Below are 21204 nucleotides of genomic sequence, written 5' to 3'. Positions count from 1 at the left end.
GGAGGCGGCCGAGCGGAACGACCGGGAGCTGACCCTCAACTTCTGCGTGATGACGGGCAACTGGCGGGAGGTGCCGGCGTTCCTCGCCGAGGTCGACCGCCGCCGCGCAGCGGGGGAGCCGTTGCACGCGCTCGCCGGTGTGCCGGTCGCCGTGAAGGATGTCGTCGTCACGCGGGGCCTGCCCACGACTGCCGGCTCCCGGATTCTGCAGGGCTGGGTCCCGCCGTATGACGCGACCATCGTCACCCGGCTGCGCGCTGCCGGTATGCCGATCCTCGGCAAGACCAATATGGACGAGTTCGCGATGGGCTCCTCGACCGAGCACTCGGCCTACGGACCGACGCACAACCCCTGGGATCTCGATCGCATTCCCGGGGGCTCCGGCGGCGGCTCGGCCGCCGCGGTCGCCTCCTTCCAGGCGCCGCTGGCTATCGGCACCGACACCGGCGGCTCCATCCGTCAGCCCGCGTCTGTCACGGGCACCGTGGGCACCAAACCGACCTATGGCGGCGTCAGCCGCTACGGCCTGATCGCCATGGCCTCCTCGCTCGATCAGGCCGGCCCGTGCACCCGCACGGTGCTCGACGCGGCGCTGCTGCACGAGGTCATCGCCGGCCACGACCCGATGGACTCCACCTCCATCGACGCCCCCGTCCCGCCCGTCGTTGAGGCGGCTCGCCGCGCCGACGTGAGCGGAATGCGGATCGGTATCGTGCGCGAATTGACCGGCGAGGGCTACCAGCCGGGCGTCCAGCGCCGCTTCGACGAGGCGGTCCAGCACCTCATCGACGCCGGCGCCGAAGTGGTCGAGGTGTCCTGCCCGAGCTTCACCCACGCGCTCGCCGCCTACTACCTCGTCATGCCGTCGGAGGTCTCGAGCAATCTGGCCAAGTTCGACGCCATGCGCTATGGCCTGCGCGTCCTGCCAGAGGGGATCGACGACCCCTCCGCCGAGCAGGTGATGGCCGCGACCCGCGACGCCGGCTTCGGCGACGAGGTGAAGCGACGGATCATCCTGGGGACCTACGCCCTCTCCAGCGGCTACTACGACGCCTACTACGGATCGGCCCAGAAGGTGCGCCGGCTGATCGCGGATGACTTCGCCGCCGCCTTCGAACGGGCCGATGTGCTGGTCTCGCCGACCTCGCCGACGACGGCCTTCCCCCTCGGTGCCAAGCTCGCCGATCCGCTGTCGATGTACATGCAGGACATCGCGACAATCCCGGCGAATCTCGCGGGTGTTCCCGGCCTCTCGCTGCCCAGCGGCCTGGCCGACGAGGACGGCCTCCCGGCGGGCTTCCAGATCCTCGCGCCAGCCACGCGCGACGAACGCCTGTATGCCGTTGGCGCCGCCCTCGAAGCCCGGCTCACGGCCGCGTGGGGCGGCCCACTGCTCGCCAAAGCGCCTGCGCTGCAGGCCATATCGACGAAGGAGGCCTGAGTCATGGCGCAGGGGACCACGGCCGAACCGGTGCTGACCTGGGCGGCGACCAATGCGGCATACGACCCGGTGATGGGGCTGGAGGTGCACGTCGAACTCGGCACCACGACCAAGATGTTCTGCGGATGCACGACGACCTTTGGCGCGGAGCCGAACACCCAGGTTTGCCCGGTCTGTCTCGGGCTGCCCGGTGCGTTGCCGGTGGTCAACGAGATCGGCGTGGAGTCGGCGATCCGGATCGGTCTGGCGCTCAATTGCGAGATCGCGACGTGGTGCCGCTTCGCCCGGAAGAACTACTTCTATCCGGACATGCCGAAGAACTTCCAGACCAGTCAGTATGACGAGCCGATCTGCTTCGGGGGACACCTCGACGTCGAACTCGACGACGGCACCGTCTATCGCGTCGAGATCGAGCGCGCGCACATGGAGGAGGACACCGGCAAGTCGACACACGTAGGCGGCGCGACGGGTCGCATCCACGGGGCGACGCACTCGCTCGTCGACTACAACCGCGCCGGCATCCCGCTCATCGAGATCGTCACGAAGCCGATGGTCGGAGCCGGGGAGCGGGCGCCGGAGATCGCCAGGGCGTATGTCGCAACGCTGCGCGACCTGCTCAAGGCGCTCGGTGTGTCGGACGTCCGCATGGAGCAGGGCTCGATGCGCTGTGACGTGAATTTGTCCTTGTCCCCCAAGGGATCCGACGCTTTCGGCACCCGCTCGGAGACCAAGAATGTCAACTCGCTGCGCTCGGTCGAGCGTGCGGTGCGCTATGAGATGACGCGCCACGCGGCGATCCTTTCCAGCGGCGGCCGCGTGGTGCAGGAGACGCGGCACTGGCATGAGGACACCGGCATCACGACCTCCGGCCGCGAGAAGTCGGACGCCGAGGACTACCGCTATTTCCCCGAGCCCGACCTGGTGCCGATCGCCCCGAGCCGGGAATGGGTCGAGGAGCTTCGCGCGGCCCTGCCCGAGCCGCCGGGGCAGCGCCGCAAGCGGCTGCAGGGGGAGTGGGGCTACTCGGACCTAGAGATGCGCGATGTCGTCAATGCCGGCCTGGTGGATCTGATCGTTGAGACCGTCGCCGCGGGGGCCAGCGCGTCCGGAGCCCGCAAGTGGTGGTCCGGCGAGATCGCGCGCCGCGCCAACGCCGAAGGCAGCGATGTCGTGACCTATGCCGAGTCCCTGGGTGTCGGGCCGGCCCACGTCGCCGAGTTGGAGAGCCTGGTCTCCGGCGGCCGCCTCAACGACGCGATGGCCCGTCAGGTCTGGGATGGCGTGCTCGCCGGCGAGGGCAGGCCGGCGGCGGTCGCCGATGCGCTCGGCCTGGAGTTGGTGCAGGACTCCGGCGCGCTGGAAGCCGCCGTCGACGCGGTGATCGCGGCCAATCCCGATGTGGCCCAAAAGGTTCGCGACGGCAAGGTTCAGGCCGCCGGCGCGCTCATCGGCCAGGTGATGAAGGAGCTCAAAGGCCAAGGTGACGCGGCTGCCGCGCGTGCGCTCATCCTGGCCAAGCTCACCTGAGTCCGGCTCTTTGGTGGGGGAGCTCAGCCTGACCGAGTCCCAACCGTGCCGAGGTCAGTCAGGACGGACAGTCCCTGTCCGCCACTGACGAGCAGCATCCGCCCGGTGCCCGGGATCGGGACCAGACCGCGCGTTGTCGCCGCATAGTCGGCGTATGCCGACGGAGTCACGTCCGCCAGGTCGGTCGCCTCAGAGTCGTTCGTGCGGTAGAGCCGCACGAACGACTGGGGCGCGTCCAGCGCATCGGCCGCGACGGTCGCCACGACGACCCGTCCGGCATCGTCGACGGCGAGTGCCGGTGCAACCTGAGCGGGGTCGAAGCCCGGCGCGCCGGCAACGGTCAGCGCGATGCCGAGGCAGGTCTGACACGTCGACGCTTGGTCGATCCGGGTCACGCCCGTCGCGTCGGCGACATACACGCGGTCCCGGGCCGGGTCGAGAGCGACCTCGCCGAAGAATTTCGCCACCGGCGTCCCCTCCGGCGGCGCCCAGACCCGGCTGAAGGTCCGCCCCCCGTCGACGGACCGATGCAGTCCCTCGCCCTGGGTGAACGCGAAGAGGGCACCTGGGCCGGCGCTCAGATCGATCGGGCTGGTGCCGGGCGCGCCGACCACCTCGCTCGCAACCAGGCTCCACGTCGCCGTATCCGCTTCGCAGCCGACCGGAGCGTCCAGGCGCAAGAGCCCGACCCCGGGGACGGCCGCCACGACGGCGTCATCGGTCGCCGCGAGATCCGAGATGACGCCAGCTGCCGGGCGGCCCAGGCTGCGCCAGCAGTTTGCCGACGCGGATTCGGACCAGGCGTCGGGATTGGTCCAGACCTCGCCCGTGCCATAGCCGACGACGATCCGTCCGTCCGGAGCGACAGCGACGGCAGTGGGACCCTGCGCCTGCCCGCTGAAGGTCGCGGGGCGGTGGTTGTGGGGCGCCTGCTCGGCGAGCCCGTCCGACGAGACCAGCACCTGCCGGTCGAGGTCGAGGGCGACGATCCGCTCGGCATCCCGCACGGCAGCCGCCACCGGGAAGGTCGAGGTCAACCCGGCGCTCACCGGTTGCCACGTCGCCGTGCCGCCCGGATCCGTGCTGCCCCGCCAGACCCCGGCGCGTCCGGCCATCAGCATCGTCAGTGCATCGGGCGTGCTGCCCGGGGCAATCGCGAGGCTGCCAGGCACCCACTCCGAGTAGCCCGGCTCGGCCGCCCGCAGCTTGACCCACGCGGGTGCCGACGGGTCGGCGTCGGACCGCGCGACGACCCACCACGGGCGCCCGTCCGGCAGCACCGTCGACAGTTGGGCGTCGCTCGTCAGCAACGGCGTCACGAGCGCCGCGCCGGTGCGCGGCACGGTCACGCGGGCGATGGCCTGGCAGGGGGCAATCGCTGCGGTGCCGCACCCCTTCGAAATGCCGGCGATCACGATCGTCGTCCCGTCGCCGGGCCCAGGGATCGCATCGAGCGCGGGCCAGGCCGTGATCTTGGCGCCACTGACGCTGAGTGCGGGCGCGCTGCCGCACGTGCTCGGTGTGCGCGCGGCCTTGGCGATCAGCTTCCAGCCCAACTGATTCCGGCTGTCGCGTCCATAGCGGAACAACCCCCGGCTGCCCCAGCTGACGTAGAGCGCGGGCAGGCCACGTTCGCTCACCGCCACGAGTTCGTCGGGCCGGGCCGTGGCCTGCCCACTCAGACAGCCGGGCCGCAGGCGAGTCACGCGATTCGGCGTCGCCGGCGCGAACTCCAGCAGCCAGTTATCCGTGCCGGTCGAGGTCGTCGTATCGGTGCCCGACCCGTCCGGATCACGCACCAGCGCATAGACGCGCTCAGCCAGACCCGTCCCCACCGACGCCATCGATGTGGCCTGACCATTGCCTGCTCCGACCGACGCGAAGCGCAGCACCTGGGTCGTGGTCGCGTGGTCGGGACGGTGGCGCAGAATGCCGGTGTAGGTCCCGACATAGACCGACGTCGAATCGGGCGAGACAGCAACCAGCCGGCCAGTGGTGCGCGGGTGGGTGTTCGCGCCGGTGGCGACCTGATCGCCCGCGCTCGCCCCGAAAGCCGGCGTCGGGACCGTATGCCAGTGCCCGCCCCGGTCGTCGGAGACCACCAGTCGCGCGTCGGCCGGACCCTTGCCGGTCACGGCATACACCTGATCGGGGGTTCGCCAGGCGATGGCAGCCACGCCCAAGCGGCGCGGCAGGGCGGCGCCACGCGATCCGGCGGCCAGGTCGCCGCCGGACATCACCCACCGATCGCCCACCCGGCCAGCGCCGGCACTCGACCAGGCGGTCCCTGCGACATCGGTCCCCGCCAGTGCGCCCGAGCCGTCAGGGGCATAGGCGACGACATTGACGAAGCCACCACCGACGACCGCTGAAGGCGCAATCGTCAGGCCCGCGGAGTCGGCGGACGAGGGGGAGCCGACCGAACTGCATACGGCAAGGGTCAGAGCCGTTACGCCCACCGTCGCGCGGCGCTGCCAGCGCGCGCGGACGCCACGTGCAGGCGGGGACAGGGGTGCGTGCGACAACAGAACTCCTGCGCTGGCTGGGCCGATGGCCCGCACGCTACCGCCAGGCAAGTAGACGGCGTGGCGCATTGGCGAATCCCGTGCAACGACGGCGGCCGGCCACCGCCCGAAAGGGGGTGGCCGGCCGCGATGCAGTCGGCGGTGAGCCGAGAGGTCAGCGGCGACCGCCGCCGAGGATTGAACCGAGGATGTCGATGATCGACCCGCCCGACGGCTGCTGCTCCTGGGTGCGCGTGCGGGTGCTCGTGCTGGAGGCCGCGCCGCCGAGGACATCCTTGAGGATGTCGTCGAGGCTGCCGGCGGACCCGGTCGAGGAGGGTGCCTGCGTGGTGTTGGTCTGCTGGGGCAGGGCACCGGGGTCGAGCTGCGAATCCTGGGGCGCCTGCTGGGCCGAGCCACCGCCGAGAATCGAGCCCAGGATGTCGCCGAGACCGCCGCCACCGCCGGAGCCGGAAGAGGCACCGCCGCCGGTGCGCTGGGTCATCTGCTTCATCACATAGGACAAGACGATCGGTGCCAGGATCGGCAGAAGGCGGCGGAAGAGGCTGCTGCCGAGGCCGCCGGCCGCGCCATACTGACCGAGCTGGCTGTAGACGGCGTCGGTGTTGTCGCCGAAGATGTGCCCGGCGATCGCCTGGCCGTCGTTCACATCGATCTGCGAGACATCGACCCCGCCATCGAGTAGCGATCCGTCGTGCTGACCGAGGGCCTCGAGCAGCGATGAGGCGCCGCTCGGGTCCTGCGCATTGGCCGAGAGACCACCGAAGAGGGCCGGCAGCGCAGCGGCGGCCGCCTGCTCGACGTCGCCGGGGTCGGCGCCCACCATGTCGGCCAACTGGTTCAGGTCCAGGCTGTTCAGGATGTCGTCAACGGCGTTGGACATAGGGGGACTACCTCGTTCTCGTCTGCACCGGGAGCGGCGCGGGGTCGACGGGCTCCGATGCCCGGCGATCACCAGTGCATAGAACGTACCAACTACGGCATGCGTATTCCCTCTGTGCGACCGGTCACCGGTCGGGGCGGCCTGCGAAGGAGCATGCTAGGTCCATGACCACCGCGGCCATGGACCGGATCCTCATCCTCATGCGGCATGCGGCGGCGGCGCCGCACGATCCCGAGGGCGATCACGAGCGCGATCTGTCCCATCAGGGCAAGCGGGACGCCGAGGCGGTCGGGGCGTGGCTTCGGCAGCACTCGATCGGCATCGACGAGGTCCTGTGTTCGACGGCGGAGCGCACCCGCCAGACGGCCGCGGGCGTGTGGGCGGGCGGCTGCCCCGAGGCCGATGTCCGCTTTGACACCCGCCTCTACAACGCCGACCCGACCTCCCTCCTCGACGTCATCCGCGAGGCCGACCACGACGCGAACGTCGTGCTGGTCATCGGGCACGCCCCGGGCATACCGGCACTGGCGAGCTTGCTGGCCGACGGCGACGGGTCGCGCAAGGCGCACGAGGCGCTTGGCGCGGGCTTCCCGACCGGCGGCGTGGCCGTCTTGACGTATGCCGGTGCCTGGTCCGACCTGACGCCCGGCGCGGCGCGCCTGAGCGACTTCGCCGCCCCCCGGGGGTAGGGCACGCGCACACCGGCCACCCGATAGCCGCTCTCGCAGCCAGGAGCGCAGGCACGCTGCTGTAGCGCTGTCCGCGTCCGCGCACTACCGTCAGCCGCGGCGCGCTGTTTTGCGCGTCGTTGGATTCGGAAGGAACAACCCGCGTGAAGATTTCGGCTCACCGTCGAGCCTGGACAGCGGTGGCGGCGCTCAGCGTCTTGCCCCTGGCCATGGCTGCGACAACCACCGCCTCGCAAGCCGCAACGGCCGCCGCAAAGAGCGTCTATCTGGTCATGACCGCACCCGCCCCGCTCGCCAGCTATGACGGGAGCGATCCGGGCTATTCGCGCACCAAGCCGAACGGGCGCGCCAAGGTCGATGTCCGTTCGGCCAATGCCCGAGCGTATGCGCGTCACCTGATCGCCGGCCACGATGCCGCCCTGCGCTCCATCGGCGCGGATGGGGCCAAGCGTGTCGACTACACCGTCGCCTTCAATGGCTTCAGCGCCAGCCTTACCGACGCCGAAGCAGCGCGCATCGCCAAGGCCCCGGGTGTCGCGCACGTATGGAAGGACGAGGTCCGCTACGCCGAGACCACCACGACACCCGACTTCCTCGGCCTGACGGGATCCACGGGGGCCTGGGCGACACAGTTCGGCGGCGCGAGCAAGGCGGGCGAGGGCGTCATCATCGGCGTTCTCGACTCCGGCATCTGGTCCGACAGCGCGTCCTTCGCGGCGTTGCCGTCGCCGCGGCCGGACCAGGCCGTCATCGACGCCAAGTGGCACGGCGTCTGCGACGCCGGCGAAACCAGCCCGGTCACCTGCAACAACAAGCTGATCGGTGCGCGCTACTACACCGAGGGCAACAAGGTCGAGAGCTTCGAGTTCCTCTCGCCGCGCGACTACAACGGACACGGGACCCACACCGCTAGCACCGCCGGCGGCAACAATGGGGTGCCGGCCACGATCAACGGCGGCTCCGTCGGCTCGATCTCCGGCATGGCGCCGGCCGCGCGCCTGGCGGCCTACAAGGTCTTGTGGGCCACCCCCGACGGCCGCGCAAGCGGCACCACCGAGTCGATCGTCACGGCGATCAACGACGCCGTCGCCGACGGTGTGGACGTCATCAACTACTCGGTCTCGGGGTCGTCGCAATCTGTCGTCGGGGCTGATGAGATTGCCTTCCTCGGTGCCGCGGACGCCGGCGTATTCGTCTCGGCGAGCGCGGGCAACAGCGGAGACACCATCGGTGTCTCCAGCGTCGCGCACAACGCGCCCTGGACGATGACGGTCGCCGCGAGCACGCACGACCGTGGCGTCTCCAACACCGTCACCCTCGGCAACGGCCAAACGTATGCCGGCGTGGGCGTCAGCCCGACCGGAGTTGGCCCGGCGCCGCTCGTCGACTCCTCGACCGTCGGCCTGCCCGGCGCCGACCCGACCAAGGTGGCCCTGTGCTACTCGGCGGCCAACAATGGCGGGGTCGCCGTCCTGGACCCGGCCAAGATCGCCGGCAAGATCGTTATCTGCCTCCGCGGCACGACCGCGCGGGTGGACAAGAGTGCGGCGGTCAAGGAGGCCGGGGGTGTGGGCATGGTCCTCGCGAACACCTCGGCCGCGCAGTCGCTCAACGCTGACTTCCACGCGGTCCCGACCAGTCACGTCAACGCGGTGAACGGTGCCGAGATCCGCGCGTATGCCGCTTCGGCGGGCGCTGCAGCGACCGCCACGATCGGGCCACGCGACCCCGCGCCGGCCCGCGCGCCGGAGATGGCGGGCTTCTCGTCATACGGGCCTGCGCTCGCCGGTGGCGGTGACCTGCTCAAGCCGGACGTGACCGCGCCTGGTGTCGATGTCATCGCCGCTGTCTCGCCGGCCGGTGATGCTGGGCACAACGACTTCAACTCGCTCTCGGGAACCTCCATGTCGGCGCCGCACGTCGCCGGCCTGGCCGCCCTCCTGAAGCAGGCGCACCCGCAGTGGTCGCCGATGTGGATCAAGTCGGCACTGATGACGACGGCCACGACTCTCGACAACCGCGGGCTGCCGATCCAGCGCACCGGTCACGATGCGACTCCGCTCGACTATGGCAATGGGCACGTCGTCCCACCGAAGTCCTTCGACCCCGGCCTCGTCTACTCCAACTCGGCCGTCGACTGGTTCCGGTATGGCTGCGGCATCGGTCAGTTCCAGCAGGTGACAACATCGCCCGCGTTCTGCCAGAAGTATGGCGGGATGGACCCGAGCGACCTGAACTACCCGAGCATCGCCATCGCCGGGCTGGCCGGAAGCCAGACCATCTCGCGAACGGTCACCAACACCTCGGTCGACCAGGCCTCGCAGTACAAGCCCACGCTGGTGCTGCCGGCCGGCTTCACCGGGTCGGTCAATGTCGACAAGCTCACGATTCCGCCGCTGCAGTCGCGCACTTTCAAGGTCACGATCACCCGGACGACGGCGCCGCTCGGTACTTGGGCATTCGGGTCGTTGACCTGGACCGACAAGCGCGGGCACTCGGTGCGCAGTTCGATCGCCCTCAACCCGGTCGCTGCGGCTGCCCCGTCCGAGATCGCGGTTGCGGGTGCCTCGGGCACTTCCGCCGTCACGGTCACGCCGGGGTATACGGGCACGCTGACGGCAGCGGTCGCGGGCCTGGTGCCGGCCCAGGTCGCAACCGTGACGACGCCGAAGCCGACGAACACCACGGCGTCCGTCGTGGTCCCGGCGGGCACGAAGGTGCTCCGTTTCGCGACCTATGACGCCGACTACCCGGCCGGAACCGACCTTGACATCAGCGTCACCAAGGGCGGTGTGCTGGTCGGCTCGTCCGGTGGCGGGTCGTCCGAGGAATCGGTCACCCTCACCGGCGCCGACCTCGGCGGGACGTATGTCGTCACGCTGGACTACTTCGCCGGTGCGAGCGACACCATTGACATCAAGCTGAACAGCTTCGCGGTCGGCTCGAGCGCCACCGGGAATCTCACGGCGACGCCCGCGACGCAATCCGTCACCACCGGTGTGCCCGCGCTGGTCACGCTCAACTGGACGGGCCTGACCCCCGGCGTGCGCCACCTCGGCACCGTCACGTGGTCCGACGGGAGTGCGACGGTGGGCCGGACCCTAGTGTCCGTCCTGCCCTAAGTGCCCGACCCCAGTCCCTAACACCGGCTAGCAGCAGTTAGGCGTTCTCCAGCACGGTAGACCCTGCTGGAGGACGCCTAACCTGTGCTGAGTCGGGCCGGTCACGGGTTGGAGACGCGCGCTTCCGGCGGCCGGACGCGCGGGCCACCCGGCATACGGCGATGCGAGAATGGCCGGTATGCCGCAGCTTCGCTCCCGCACATCCACCCACGGCCGCACGATGGCGGGCGCTCGCGCCCTGTGGCGTGCGACCGGGATGACCGATGACGATTTCGGCAAGCCGATCGTGGCGATCGCCAACAGTTTCACCCAGTTCGTGCCCGGACACGTGCACCTGAAGGACATGGGCCAGCTCGTCGCCGGCGCGGTCGCCGACGCCGGCGGGGTAGGCCGTGAGTTCAACACCATCGCCGTCGACGACGGCATCGCCATGGGCCACGCGGGCATGCTCTATTCGCTGCCCTCGCGCGAGCTGATCGCCGACGCCGTCGAGTACATGGTCAACGCGCACTGCGCGGACGCCCTGGTCTGCATCTCCAACTGCGACAAGATCACGCCGGGGATGCTGCTGGCCGCTTTGCGCCTGAACATCCCGACCGTCTTCGTCTCCGGTGGCCCGATGGAGGCCGGCAAGACGGTCGCCATCGAGGGCATCGTCCACGAGAAGCTCGACCTGATCGACGCCATGATCGCCAGTTCCAATGACGCGGTCACCGACGACCAGCTCGGCGCCATCGAACGCTCCGCCTGCCCGACCTGTGGCTCCTGCTCCGGGATGTTCACGGCCAACTCGATGAATTGCCTCACCGAGGCGATCGGGCTCTCGCTGCCCGGCAACGGCTCCACCCTCGCGACGCACGCGGCGCGCAAGGACCTCTTCTTGCGCGCGGGCTCGCTCGTTGTCGACCTGTGCCGGCGCTACTACGACGGCGATGACGAGTCGGTGCTGCCGCGCAATGTCGCGAGCCATGACGCCTTCACCAATGCCTTTGCCCTCGACGTCGCCATGGGTGGGTCGACCAACACGGTCCTGCATCTGCTGGCCGCGGCGCGCGAGGCCGACCTCGAGTTCCACATGGCCGACATCGACGCGATCAGCCGGCGGGTGCCCTGCCTGGCCAAGGTCGCCCCCAACAGCCCGAAGTACCACATGGAGGATGTGCACCGTGCGGGGGGCATTCCGGCCATCCTCGGCGAGCTCGACCGGGCTGGTCTGCTCAAGCGCGAGGTCCACGCCGTGCACAGCCCGACGCTCGATAAGTGGTTGGGGGAGTGGGATATTCGCAGTGGTAGCGCGTCGGATCAGGCGCTCGAACTCTTCCACGCGGCACCCGGCGGCGTTCGCACCACAGAGGCCTTCTCCACCACCAACCGGTGGGCGAGTCTCGACACCGACGCGGCCGGCGGGTGCATCCGCGACCGCGCCAACGCCTACACCGTGGACGGTGGCCTCGCGGTGCTCACCGGCAATGTCGCCCCCGACGGGTGCGTCGTCAAGACGGCGGGCGTTCCCGAGGCCGTATGGCGCTTCACCGGCACCGCGGTCGTCTTCGAGTCCCAGGACGACGCCGTCGAGGGCATCCTCAACAAGCGGGTGCAGGCCGGGGATGTCGTGGTGATCCGCTACGAAGGGCCCAAGGGCGGGCCTGGGATGCAGGAGATGCTCTACCCGACGTCCTTTCTCAAGGGCCGCGGCCTCGGCCAGGCCTGCGCGCTCATCACCGACGGGCGCTTCTCCGGCGGCACCTCCGGACTCTCGATCGGACATATCTCACCGGAGGCGGCCAGTGGCGGGCTGATCGCGCTCGTCGAGGACGGGGACCAGATCTCCATCGACATCCCGGGGCGGTCTATCAGCCTCGATGTCCCGGATGACGTTCTGGCAGAACGCCTTGCGAAGCAGGTGGCGCGCGAGCGCCCGTACACCCCGGTCAATCGTGACCGCCCGGTGAGCGCCGCGCTGCGGGCGTATGCCTCGATGGCGACCTCCGCTGCCGACGGTGCGGTCCGGCTCGTTCCGTGAGCCGGGCCACCCGCCCGAGGCGGTGTGGATGAGATCACGCGTCCGTTAGGTGAGACGGCTTCGGGGAGCCGTTGACGCGGCATACGGGAAGAGGCACAGTGACAGACGTGGCTTTCCTCCTCGTACTCGATAAGCGCGCATAGCTCCTGCAGCTAGCGCGCTACCCCGACGTCCGCCACCGGACCGAGGGGTTTTTTGTTGGGCGGCCACAACCGAAAACCGAAACGAGAGTGGAAGATCGAGATGACAACCACAGATAGCTCGACCGCGCGACCCGCGGCCCCGAGTCCGGCAACGATGGCCCACAAGGCCACGCCGAAGGCCCAGCCCGTCGAGTGCACGGGCGCGCAGTCCCTCGTCTTCTCCCTCGAAGCGGTCGGCGCCGACACGGTCTTCGGGATTCCCGGCGGGGCGATCCTGCCGGCATACGACCCTCTGCTGGACTCCACCAAGGTCCGGCACATCCTGGTCCGCCACGAGCAGGGCGCGGGACATGCGGCAGAGGGGTATGCCGTCGCCACCGGCCGGGTCGGTGTGTGCATGGCCACGAGCGGCCCTGGGGCCACCAACCTCGTGACGCCGATCGCCGATGCCTATATGGATTCGGTGCCGATCGTGGCCATCACCGGTCAGGTCTCCTCGCGCTCCATTGGCACGGATGCCTTCCAGGAGGCCGATATCCGCGGCATCACCATGCCGATCACGAAGCACAACTACCTCGTGACCAACCCCGACGAGATCCCGCAGGTCATCGCGGAGGCCTTCCACATCGCCGCCACCGGACGTCCCGGCCCGGTCCTCGTCGACATATCCAAGGACGCTCTCCAGGGAAAAACCACCTTCGCGTGGCCACCGAAGATCGCGTTGCCTGGTTATCACCCGGTTCTCAAGCCACACGCCAAGCAGATCCGTGAGGCGGCGAAGCTGATCGCGGCCGCGAAGCGCCCGGTGCTGTATGTCGGCGGCGGCGTGATCCGTGCCCGCGCGACCGAGGAACTCGCCGCCTTCGTCGCGGCGACCGGGATCCCCGTGGTCACCACCTTGATGGCCCGCGGCGCCTTCCCCGACAGCCACGAGTTGCACCTCGGTATGCCCGGTATGCACGGCTCGGTCGCCGCCGTGACCGCCCTGCAGAAGGCCGACCTGCTGATCACCCTCGGCGCCCGCTTCGACGACCGCGTCACCGGTGACCTGAAATCCTTTGCGCCAGAAGCCAAAGTCATCCACGCGGACATCGATCCCGCCGAGATCAGCAAGAACCGCGTGGCCGACGTGCCCATCGTGGGGGACTGCAAGGCGACGATCGCCGAGTTGCTCGAGGCGGTGACCGGCCCGCACCCGGTGGACCCCGCGGCATACGGGCCATGGCGCGAGCGGGCCCTGGGCTGGAAGCGCACCTTCCCTGTCGGCTACAACGCGCCGCGCTCCGATGCGCTGATGCCGCAATACGTCATCGAGCGGCTCGGCGCGATCGCCGGTCCCGAGGCGATCTATGTGCCGGGCGTGGGCCAGCACCAAATGTGGGCGGCCCAGTTCGTCCGCTACGAGCGCCCGGACTCGTTCGCCAACTCCGGCGGCCTAGGGACGATGGGCTATTCGGTGCCGGCGGCGATGGGGGCGCAGGTTGCCGCGCCGGACCGGGTCGTGTGGGCCATCGACGGCGACGGCTGCTTCCAGATGACCAACCAAGAACTTGCCACCTGCGTGATCAACAAGATCCCGATCAAGGTCGCGATCATCAACAACTCCAGCCTCGGCATGGTGCGCCAGTGGCAGTCGCTCTTCTACGGCCAGCGCTACTCCAACACCGACCTGCACACATCCGTCGGCATGCGCGTGCCGGACTTCGTCAAGCTCGCCGAGGCGTATGGCTGCGTCGGCCTACGCTGCGAATCCCCCGAGGATGTGGATGCGGTGATCACCAAGGCCATGGAGGTCAACGACGTCCCGGTGGTCATCGACTTCGTTGTCGAACGCGACGCCATGGTGTGGCCGATGGTGGCCGCCGGCGTCAGCAATGACCTCATCCAGATCGCCAAAGACACTGCGCCGCAATGGGATCGCGAAGAGTCCGACGCCGAGGAGCGCGGTCTCGACGCCGACCACGACGGCATCCCGAGCGGCACCACCCGCGGCTGATCACGCAGAGCCAAGAGAATCGAAGAAGACATGACCAAGCACACCCTGTCGGTGCTCGTCGAGGACAAGCCCGGCGTGCTCGCCCGCATCTCCGCGCTCTTCTCGCGGCGCGGTTTCAACATCGACTCCCTCGCGGTCGGACCGACCGAGCACCCGGAGATCTCGCGCATCACCGTCGTCGTCGACGTCGACGCCCTGCCGCTGGAGCAGGTCACCAAGCAACTGAACAAGCTGGTCGAAGTGCTCAAGGTCGTCGAACTCGACCGCGAGTCCTCGGTGCAGCGCCAGATCGTCCTGGCCAAGATCCGCGCCGACTCATCGACCCGCAGCCAGGTCATCGAGATCGTCCAGCTCTTCCGCGGGCGCGTCGTCGATGTCACCCCCGACGCGTTGTCGATCGAAGTGACCGGCAATGCCGACAAGATCCACGACCTGCTCGCGCTCCTGGAGCCCTACGGCGTCAAGGAACTCGTCCAGTCCGGCATCGTCGCGATCGGCCGGGGCACCCGCTCGATCACCGACCGCGCCCTGCGCTCGGCCTGACTCCGGCCCACGCTTCACCACTGGACACCTCTGGCGACCCGCGGCGGCGAGACGGCCGCCGCGGGTCGCGAGCGTGCGTCATACGCTGTTCGTAAACCTCGGAACCACACGAAATCAAGGAGTGGCCCTCATGGCCGAAATGTTCTACGACGACGACGCCGACCTGTCGGTGATCCAGGGCCGCAAGGTGGCTGTCATCGGCTACGGCAGCCAGGGCCACGCGCACGCGCTGAATCTGCGCGACAGCGGCGTTGACGTCCGCGTCGGGCTCGCCGAGGGCAGCACGTCGCGGGCCAAGGCGGAAGATGAGGGGCTGCGCGTGCTCTCGGTCGCCGACGCCGTCAAGGAAGCCGACCTGGTCGTCATCTTGACCCCGGACCAGGTCCAGCGCACCGTCTACGCCGAGCAGATCCAGCCCAACCTGCGCGAAGGTGCCGCCCTGCTTTTCGGCCACGGCTTCAACATCCGCTTCGGCTACATCACGCCCGAAGCCGGCGCCGACGTCGTCATGGTCGCGCCCAAGGGGCCCGGCCACCTGGTGCGCCGCGAATTCGTCGACGGCCGTGGCGTGCCCGTCCTCGTCGCGGTCGAGCAGGACGCGTCGGGCGCGGCGTGGGAGCTCGCCACGTCCTACGCCAAGGCGATCGGCGGCCTACGCGCCGGCGGCATCAAGACGACGTTCACCGAGGAGTGCGAGACCGACCTCTTCGGCGAGCAGGCCGTGCTCTGCGGCGGCGCATCGCAGCTGGTGATGTACGGGTTCGAGACGCTCGTCGAGGCCGGCTACCAGCCCGAGGTGGCCTACTTCGAGTGCCTGCACGAGCTGAAGCTGATAGTCGACCTGATGATCGAGGGCGGCATCGCCAAGCAACGCTGGTCGGTCTCCGACACGGCGGAGTACGGCGACTACGTCTCCGGCCCGCGGGTCATCGACCCCTCGGTCAAGACGAACATGCAGGCCGTTCTCGCCGACATCAAGAACGGCTCCTTTGCGGCCCGGTTCATCGCCGATCAGGACGCCGGTGCGCCGGAGTTCAAGGAGTTGCGCGCCAAGGGCGCCGCCCACCCGATCGAAGCGACTGGTCGGGAGTTGCGCAAGCTGATGGCCTGGGTCGACACCTCGCGCGACACCGACTACGTCGAGGGGTCGGCCGCGCGCTGACCGCCGTTGTGTTCGACGCCCGTCACTCCTCGGGGTGGCGGGCGTCGCTTGTGCTGGTCGTGGGGGTAACTCGGAAGTGCGGCACGGGTCGCGACCGTAGTCGGGGATGGCGCACACCTTCCATCCGCCCTCCCTCGCTGGCGCTCGGTCAGGCTCCCGCCAGACCATCCAGTGTGCGCCACCCCCGACGACTCCCGCTGCGAGGCTCGCCCGACCGGCCCTCGCCCCCTACCGGCGAGCCGGCTGGCCCGGCTAGGTGTTCTTCGCCGCTGCCTTGGCGGCCTGCTTGAACTCGCGGACCTTGAGCAGGGATTCTTCGTCGACGACGTCGGCGACGGAGCGGAAGCTGCCGGGCTCGGCATACGGGCCGATGGCCTCGCGCCAGCCAGGCGGTTGGACGCCGAGTTGTTTGCCGAGGAGGGCAGCGAAAATCTTCGCCTTCTGCTCCCCGAAGCCGGGCAGCGCCTTCAGGCGCGCCAGCAGGTCACGCGTGTCGTTGCTCGTGGTCCAGATGCGGGCCGCATCGCCGTCGTATGCCGTGACGACCACTTGCGCGAGCGCCTGCACCCGGCCGGCCATCGAGCGGCCGTAGCGGTGGATCGCGGGCGGCGTCGCGCACAGATCGGCGAAGGCTTCCGGCTCGGCCGCAGCGATCGCCGCCGGATCCAGGGTGCCGAAGCGGTCGAGAATCTTAGCCGGTCCGGCGAATGCCCGCTCCATCGGGAACTGCTGATCCAGGAGCATCCCCACCAGGAGGCCGAAGGCATCGGTGCTGAGCACCTGGTCGGCGTGCGAATCCTGGGCGATCCTGATCTCGGGCATGCCGGCAAGGCTACCCACGCCGGACGCATTCGATTCGCCCGCGGCTGAGCAGTTCAACGCGCCATGAGTCGGCCGGGCGGAGTTGGGGGCGCTCTACCGCCCGGGCGGGAGCGCGGCGAGGTCGAAGCCGGGCAGATAGGCGGCGAGTGCGGCTCGGGGAGAGACAGTGCCGCCGATCTGACACAGCACCCCGATGCCGCCGAGCCAGACGCGGTGGATCAGGAGGTACTCGGGTGGCAAGTTGAGCTTCATACCGACCGCCCACTCGGGCCGGCGCACGTCGTTCATCCGCAGCGTCACCGAGCGCAGCCACGCGCGGTCGAACGTGAAGCGGTCATACGTCAGCGGTTCGATGAACATGCCCAGGTAGGAGAGCACCGATTGCGGGTCAACCGCGATCGTCGGCTTGATGAAACCTTCGGCGCGCAGGCCGTCGACCAGCCCCTCGGCGTCGCCCGCGAGCCCCAGGGTGAGCAGCCGGCCGATGGACGTCGGCAGGCCGCCGGGCAGCCGGTTGACCGCGCCGAAGTCCAGGATCCCGAGCCGGCCGTCCGGTGTGATCCGGAAGTTTCCCGGGTGCGGGTCGGCGTGCAACTGACCTGCGCGCCCGGGCCCCACCAGCAAGAACTCCAGATAGAGCTGCGCGGCGGCGTCTCTGGTCTGCTGGTCGCCTTCGGCGATGATGCGCGAGAGCGGCACACCGTGCAGCCACTCGCCCACGAGCACCGCCGGAGTGTCGAGGACCACGTCGGGGATGGCGAAATCCGGGTCGTCGCGAAAGGCTGCCGCGAAGGCGCGCTGGTGCTCGGCTTCGAGGTGATAGTCGAGTTCCTCGCTCATCCGCGAGCGCAACTCGGCCATGATCGGCTTGATGTCGAGCCCGGGGATCCACCCCGCGGCGAGCCGGGCGACCCTCGACAGCTGCGCCAGATCGCTGAGCAGGGCCTCGCGCGCCCCGGGATATTGGATCTTGACGGCCACCTCGCGACCATCCAAGGCGACGGCCTTGTGCACCTGCCCGATCGAGGCGGCCGCCGAGGGGATGTCGTCGAATTCGCGGAAATTCGCTGTCCGCCAGCGCGATCCGAGTTCGGCGGCCAACACGGCGTGCACCCGATCCGGCGGGAGCGGGGGAGCGGCCTCCTGCAGCTTGGTCAAGGTGGCGCGATAGGGGGCGGCCCATTCCTCGGGCATGGCGGCTTCCATGACCGAGAGAGCCTGACCGACCTTCATCGCGCCGCCCTTGAGCTCACCGAGCACGGTGAAGAGCTGCTCGGCCGTCCGGGCCTGGAACTCGGCGGCGACGGCTTCCGCCGGCCGCCCGCCGACGCGCTTGCCGAGGCCGATGGCGCCCCGCCCGGCCATCCCCAGTGGGAGCGAGGCGAGCTTGGCCGTGCGTTGCGCGGTGCGCCGCGGAAGTTCACTCACGTGTTCATTGTGCAGGTGCGCTCACGCTTTGGCGCAGCACGCCGCGCAATCCGGGTGCGCGGACCACCGGTGCTGGCGCGTGCTCGGCCACGGCGAGCCGATATCGATCGCCACACCGCGAGCGGGCGGCCGGCCGTCAAGAAAGGCGCGCGCGATGGTGGCGGCGAGGCCCGCGGCGATCGCCCCGAGGCCGTCGTCGGCCGCGGAAATCTCGCCTGCAGCGTGGATCTCGGACTGAGCGGCCAGCGTTCGCCAGGAGGGATCGCGCGCCGTGCGCCCGAGTTCGACGCACCGCAGGCAGGGACTGCCGTCAGCCAGGATCAACGGGCCGACCGTGGCCGAACGAGCGGTGACGACCACGGGCAGATGGGGGATGCGCCGCCCGAGCCACGCACGCGCCTGAGCGCCGCTGACAGGAGTCTCGGACACCAGGAAGGCCAGCGACGGGTTGCGCCGCTGCCCGCGGGTGTCGTCGGGTTGGGCAAAACGCTCCACCTTGCCCACGCCGTCGGCCCGCAGCAGATCGGCAAGACGGGCGCTGGTCAGGCCACGTCCCTGCACCCAGACCCGCGCTGCGGCACGGCGCTCGGGGCGACCTTCGGCCCGGTGATCGTGGCTGCGCGCGCCCACGCCGGCGGCCTCGGCGAGCAGGTCGTGATCGTGCAGCGCTCGCAGAATCGCCGTCAGCCGGGATTCCTGCAAGCCGAGGCGGCGCCCCTCCCGCAGGGGATCGTGCCCGCCGTCGAGCTCGCGGATCCAGCTGACCTCAGTCTCGGTCAGGCCGGTGAGCCGGATGCCGGTGCTTGGATCCAGTCCGAACTGGATGCTTCCGTCCAGCCGCGTCAGCGGCGGCAAGGACGACACGAGTCGGGGCCAGGCCTGCATGCCGCCGCCTTCCGGTCGGGGTGAGTCATCGCTTCGCCAACTCTCGCAGACCCCGCACACAACAGAAGGGGCGTTGTCCACAGCATGTGGACAACGCCCCTCCGAGGTTTTGGGCGGTCAGGCCTTCGCGAGGATGCGGTTGAGATTGGTCCCGCACTCCGGGCACTTGCCCTTGGCCATGCGGCGCCCGTTCTCCGAGATGACGATCTTGCCCTCGGCCTCACGCTTGGCCTTGCACTTGACGCAGTAGAACTCGCCCTTGTAAGTCTCGTCTGACATGAGGGTAACTCCTTAGGTGGATCATGGCTTGCTCCGCGGGGCTCGGTCGCCAGGCGGATCGCTCCACCTTAGAACACAGATCCCGCATGCGAGTGCCAGGAACGAGCGCGCCGCTGCCTGGTTTCTGGATCGACGGACGTTGTCGGACCCCGCCTTTACAGTGCCGCTATGAGTCAGACACCCGTCGAGATCCGCCGCAGCGCCCGCCGCCGCCGCACCGTGTCGGCACGTCGAGAAGGCGACCGGATCGTCGTGCTGCTGCCGGCCGGGCTATCCAGCGCGCAGGAGAAGGAATGGGTCACGCGGATGGTGGCCAAGGTGGAAAAGGCCGGCCGAGCGCCCGCCCGGTCAGACGAGGCTCTCCTGGACCGGGCTCGGAGGCTGTCCGAGCAGTTCTTGGGCGGACGGGCGCAGCCGACCAGCGTTCGTTGGGTCGACAATCAAGAACACCGGTGGGGCTCGTGCACACCGACCACTGGCACCATCCGGGTCTCGTCCCGACTAGAGGGGATGCCGGCCGAGGTGATCGACTATGTCGTCGTCCACGAACTCACCCATCTGCTGGAGGCCAATCACGGTCCGCGCTTCTGGGCCTTGGTGGGGCACTACCCCCGGATGGACTATGCCCGCGGCTACCTCGACGGACTCAGCCGCGGCGCCGGCTGGCAGCCGGGGGAGGAGGCCGATGACGTCGTGAACGAATGACCGTGCGACCTCGGGTTCGTCTTCCGCCGTGCGTCAGGCGAACGGGCCGACGCCGAGCGCGCCGTGGCCGTTTGCGGATCAGCCGCAGCCAGGCGTATGCCGTTCCCGCCCTCGCCCCGCACCGCCCCGCGGCGTCGGGCGAAGTCACCACATCGCAGCGAGGCGTATGCCGTTCCCCCCTCAGCCGCGGCGGGCCGCCGCGGCGAGGTGGTCACGGCATACGGCAATCAGCCGAGGGACGTCCGGCGCCACATTCGGCGGGAGCGCATCGACCGGGAACCAGCCGATGTCGGTGGACTCGTCGCTGGCCAGGGGCGCCGATCCCGCCGGCACAACGGCGAGGAAGCGGACGTCCAGATGCTCGCTGCACGTGCCGAAGCGATTGCCCAAGGCGTGCCGGTCCAGGTCGATCGGGTCGGGCCACGGGTCGAGGCCGGAGAGGCCAGACTCCTCGGTGGCTTCGCGGCGGGCCGCGTCCCAGACGCTGGCGTCCGTGGTCTCCAGGTGTCCGCCGAACTGCAGCCAAATGCCCGCCTTGCCGTGCAGATGGAGCAAGACCCGGCTGCCGTCGGCGCTGAGCACCAGGCACGAAGCGGTGATGTGGGCCGGCGGTCCGCTCTTGGCGACCGCGCTCGGGTCCTGGGCCAGGGTCGCCATGAAGCTGCGGCGCAACTGCTCCTGGGTCTGGTTCGGGGCGGACCACCGCAGCAGTACGGCGAGCACATCGTCGTAGAGGTGACGCAGGGCGGGCGGAGGGGTACCGCTCACGTCGTCTCCCCCCTGAGCAGGGCTTCCAAGGCGGCGTCGACGTCATCGCCTCCGGACGCCGTCTGCCGGCGTTCGACATAGCCGAGCACGTCGTCCAGGTCGGCCCCGCTGGGCGCGAGATCGGGGTGCGCCCAGGCACCGTCGCGCATGGCCACGCCACCGGCCGCTTCGAGGGCGGCGAAGAGATTTGCCGCGTCCCGCAGCCGGCGCGGCCGCAGCTGCAGGCCGACCAGGCTGGCAAAGGTCTTCTCGGCCGGCCCGCC

17 protein-coding genes are annotated in these 21204 nt (G+C 69.6%); 9 read left to right on the top strand and 8 right to left on the bottom strand.

From position 1 onward, the window contains the following. The coding region (gatA, locus tag PKH97_RS03670) for an Asp-tRNA(Asn)/Glu-tRNA(Gln) amidotransferase subunit GatA (protein ID WP_324386049.1) at positions 1–1441 on the top strand (1441 nt) is incomplete at its 5' end. Between the two features lie 3 nt (positions 1442–1444). After that, positions 1445–2968 (top strand): Asp-tRNA(Asn)/Glu-tRNA(Gln) amidotransferase subunit GatB, encoded by a 1524-nt coding sequence (gatB, locus tag PKH97_RS03665; protein ID WP_324386048.1) that lies wholly within the window; start codon positions 1445–1447, stop codon positions 2966–2968. A 23-nt stretch (positions 2969–2991) separates the two neighbouring features. Here gatB and PKH97_RS03660 read toward each other — a convergent pair whose 3' ends face one another. Further along, a complete protein-coding gene (locus PKH97_RS03660; RefSeq protein WP_324386047.1) occupies positions 2992–5493 on the bottom strand; it encodes a hypothetical protein in 2502 nt (833 codons plus the stop codon). Positions 5494–5647: 154 nt separating this feature from the next. Continuing rightward, entirely contained in the window at positions 5648–6376 is a 729-nt protein-coding gene (locus tag PKH97_RS03655) for a DUF937 domain-containing protein (protein WP_324386046.1), read from the bottom strand. 164 nt (positions 6377–6540) lie between these two features. Between PKH97_RS03655 and PKH97_RS03650 the strand changes: the two genes are divergently transcribed. The 6 genes from PKH97_RS03650 to ilvC all read left to right on the top strand — a co-directional run bounded on the left by PKH97_RS03650 (position 6541) and on the right by ilvC (position 16054). Beyond that, positions 6541–7065, top strand: coding sequence for a histidine phosphatase family protein (locus tag PKH97_RS03650; RefSeq protein ID WP_324386045.1), 525 nt, complete (start codon positions 6541–6543; stop codon positions 7063–7065). Between the two features lie 209 nt (positions 7066–7274). After that, positions 7275–10187 (top strand): S8 family peptidase, encoded by a 2913-nt coding sequence (locus PKH97_RS03645; RefSeq protein WP_324386044.1) that lies wholly within the window; start codon positions 7275–7277, stop codon positions 10185–10187. A gap of 178 nt (positions 10188–10365) precedes the next feature. Then, complete coding sequence (ilvD, locus tag PKH97_RS03640; RefSeq protein WP_324386043.1) at positions 10366–12210, top strand: dihydroxy-acid dehydratase; 1845 nt, start codon at positions 10366–10368, stop codon at positions 12208–12210. A 243-nt stretch (positions 12211–12453) separates the two neighbouring features. Beyond that, positions 12454–14349 carry an acetolactate synthase large subunit gene (locus PKH97_RS03635; RefSeq protein ID WP_324386042.1) on the top strand — a complete coding sequence of 632 codons (1896 nt, stop codon included), beginning with the start codon at positions 12454–12456 and terminating at the stop codon, positions 14347–14349. A gap of 30 nt (positions 14350–14379) precedes the next feature. After that, positions 14380–14892 (top strand): acetolactate synthase small subunit, encoded by a 513-nt coding sequence (ilvN, locus tag PKH97_RS03630; protein ID WP_324386041.1) that lies wholly within the window; start codon positions 14380–14382, stop codon positions 14890–14892. Between the two features lie 130 nt (positions 14893–15022). Continuing rightward, positions 15023–16054 carry a ketol-acid reductoisomerase gene (gene ilvC / locus PKH97_RS03625; protein ID WP_324386040.1) on the top strand — a complete coding sequence of 344 codons (1032 nt, stop codon included), beginning with the start codon at positions 15023–15025 and terminating at the stop codon, positions 16052–16054. 252 nt (positions 16055–16306) lie between these two features. On the opposite strand, the gene PKH97_RS03620 is transcribed toward ilvC, so the two are convergent. The 4 genes from PKH97_RS03620 to PKH97_RS03605 form a co-directional block, all read right to left on the bottom strand. Then, positions 16307–16876: an HhH-GPD-type base excision DNA repair protein gene (locus tag PKH97_RS03620; RefSeq protein WP_324386039.1), complete on the bottom strand. Its 570-nt coding sequence runs from the start codon at positions 16874–16876 to the stop codon at positions 16307–16309. A gap of 93 nt (positions 16877–16969) precedes the next feature. Beyond that, a complete protein-coding gene (locus PKH97_RS03615; RefSeq protein WP_324386038.1) occupies positions 16970–18304 on the bottom strand; it encodes an AarF/ABC1/UbiB kinase family protein in 1335 nt (444 codons plus the stop codon). A gap of 21 nt (positions 18305–18325) precedes the next feature. After that, the gene (locus PKH97_RS03610; protein WP_324386037.1) at positions 18326–19189 is read right to left on the bottom strand and encodes a hypothetical protein; all 864 of its coding nucleotides are present in this window, start codon (positions 19187–19189) and stop codon (positions 18326–18328) included. 117 nt (positions 19190–19306) lie between these two features. After that, positions 19307–19468 carry a DUF5679 domain-containing protein gene (locus PKH97_RS03605; protein WP_324386036.1) on the bottom strand — a complete coding sequence of 54 codons (162 nt, stop codon included), beginning with the start codon at positions 19466–19468 and terminating at the stop codon, positions 19307–19309. Positions 19469–19636: 168 nt separating this feature from the next. Between PKH97_RS03605 and PKH97_RS03600 the strand changes: the two genes are divergently transcribed. Next, positions 19637–20173: a M48 family metallopeptidase gene (locus PKH97_RS03600; protein ID WP_324386035.1), complete on the top strand. Its 537-nt coding sequence runs from the start codon at positions 19637–19639 to the stop codon at positions 20171–20173. A 180-nt stretch (positions 20174–20353) separates the two neighbouring features. Here PKH97_RS03600 and PKH97_RS03595 read toward each other — a convergent pair whose 3' ends face one another. Continuing rightward, on the bottom strand, positions 20354–20941 hold the full coding sequence (locus PKH97_RS03595) for an NUDIX hydrolase (protein ID WP_324386034.1): 588 nt from the start codon (positions 20939–20941) through the stop codon (positions 20354–20356). Continuing rightward, positions 20938–21204 (bottom strand): zinc-dependent metalloprotease (locus PKH97_RS03590; RefSeq protein WP_324386033.1); only part of this gene is annotated, 267 nt, incomplete at its 5' end. The genes PKH97_RS03595 and PKH97_RS03590, both read right to left, overlap by 4 nt.

It is taken from the genome of Nostocoides sp. (assembly GCF_035343835.1).
Lineage (GTDB): Bacteria > Actinomycetota > Actinomycetes > Actinomycetales > Dermatophilaceae > Nostocoides_A > Nostocoides_A vanveenii.
Note: the sequence above shows the minus strand (reverse complement) of the source record. Positions and strands in the feature narration are given on the sequence as shown.